Genomic DNA, 1,481 nt, shown 5'->3' with positions numbered 1-1,481 from the left:
GCACGCTCACGTTCGCGGGGCAGCCGCTCGCGCAGTGGGACAACCGCGCGTTTGCGCGCAAGGTCGCGTATCTGCCGCAGCAACTGCCCGCCGCCGACGGCATGACGGTGCGCGAGCTGGTCGCGCTGGGCCGCTATCCGTGGCACGGCGCGCTCGGCCGTCTGAGCGCCGACGATCACGCGCATATCGACGAGGCGCTGCGCCTCACCGACACCGCGCGTTTCGCCTCGCAGCTCGCCGATCACCTCTCGGGCGGCGAGCGTCAGCGCGTCTGGCTCGCGATGCTGGTGGCGCAGGCCGCGCCCTGTCTGCTGCTCGACGAGCCGACTTCCGCGCTCGATATCGCGCATCAGATCGAGGTGCTGCGCCTGCTGCGCACGCTGACCGACGAGCGCGCGCTCACGGTCGTGATCGTGCTGCACGACGTCAATCTCGCGGCGCGTTTCTGCGATGACATGATCGCGCTGCACAGCGGCCGCCTGCTTCAGTGCGGCACGCCTGACGAAATGATGGACGCCCGCGTGCTCGAATCGATCTATGGCATTCCGATGGATATCCTGCCGCATCCTCATAGCGGAAGCCGGCTTGCGGTCGCGCGCTGACATGCAGCGACGCACCCTGCTGCGGCGCGCCGCGCTGCTTCCGCTTCTGTGCCTCGACATGCCGCGCGCGTTCGCGGCTTCCGGCGCTTCTGCTGCGTCATCGGTGCCCGCGCGTGCGCCGCGCGTCGTCGTGCTCGATTGGGGTCTCGTCGAAACGCTGCTCGCGATGGGCGTCATGCCCGCGGGCGTCGCCGAAATCGACAGCTACAACGCGAGCGTGGTCGCTCCCGCCGTGCCGCGCGGCGTGACCGACGTGGGCCTGCGCCTCGCGCCGAGCCTCGAACTGCTCCAGCAGATCGCGCCGGACCTCATCCTCATCAATTCGAGCCAGGAATCGCAGCGCGAGATGCTCGAACGCATCGCGCCCGTGCGTGCGTTCGCGGTGTATACCGATGCAGGCTCGCCGTATCGCCGTTCGTGCGAGGTGACCTTGCAGCTCGGCAAGCTGTGCAATCGCGAAGCGGCGGCGCAGGCGCTGATCGACGGCACGCGGCACGCCATCGAGACGGCGCGCGCTCGACTCGACCACGCGCGTACGAGCGCGCGCGACGAGCACGACGCACATCACGCACTCGGCCCCGCCGATCCGCTCTACCTGATTCGCTTTTTCGATGGCCGCCACGTGGGCGTCTATGGCGCGCGCAGCCTGTTTCAGGACGTGATGGACGCGCTCGCGCTGCGCAACGCGTGGCACGGCCCGACCGATTACTGGGGCATCGGCGTGGCCGGTCTCGAACAACTGGCCGGCGCGCCCGACGCGGGCCTGCTCTATTTCAACCCGCTGCCCGCAGGCGTGGACCGCCAGCTCGCGAGCAATCGACTGTGGCGCGCGCTGCCGCCCGTCGCGGCGGGGCGCGTGGCCGCGCTGCCGCCGTTCTG

General features: G+C 70.0%; 2 protein-coding genes. Both read left to right on the top strand.

The window, feature by feature from the left end; translation table 11 throughout:
• Nucleotides 1–602: ATP-binding cassette domain-containing protein (locus G3N97_RS38720; RefSeq protein WP_205997986.1), on the top strand; the 602-nt coding region annotated here is incomplete at its 5' end.
• A gap of 1 nt (nucleotide 603) precedes the next feature.
• A partial coding sequence (locus G3N97_RS38715) for an ABC transporter substrate-binding protein (RefSeq protein WP_205997985.1) occupies nucleotides 604–1,481 on the top strand: 878 nt, incomplete at its 3' end.

The sequence above is a fragment of the Paraburkholderia sp. Ac-20347 genome (assembly GCF_017104805.1).
Taxonomy (GTDB): Bacteria; Pseudomonadota; Gammaproteobacteria; order Burkholderiales; family Burkholderiaceae; genus Paraburkholderia; species Paraburkholderia tropica.
The sequence above is the reverse complement of the archived record's forward strand: the minus strand, read 5'-3'. Positions and strand labels throughout refer to the sequence as shown.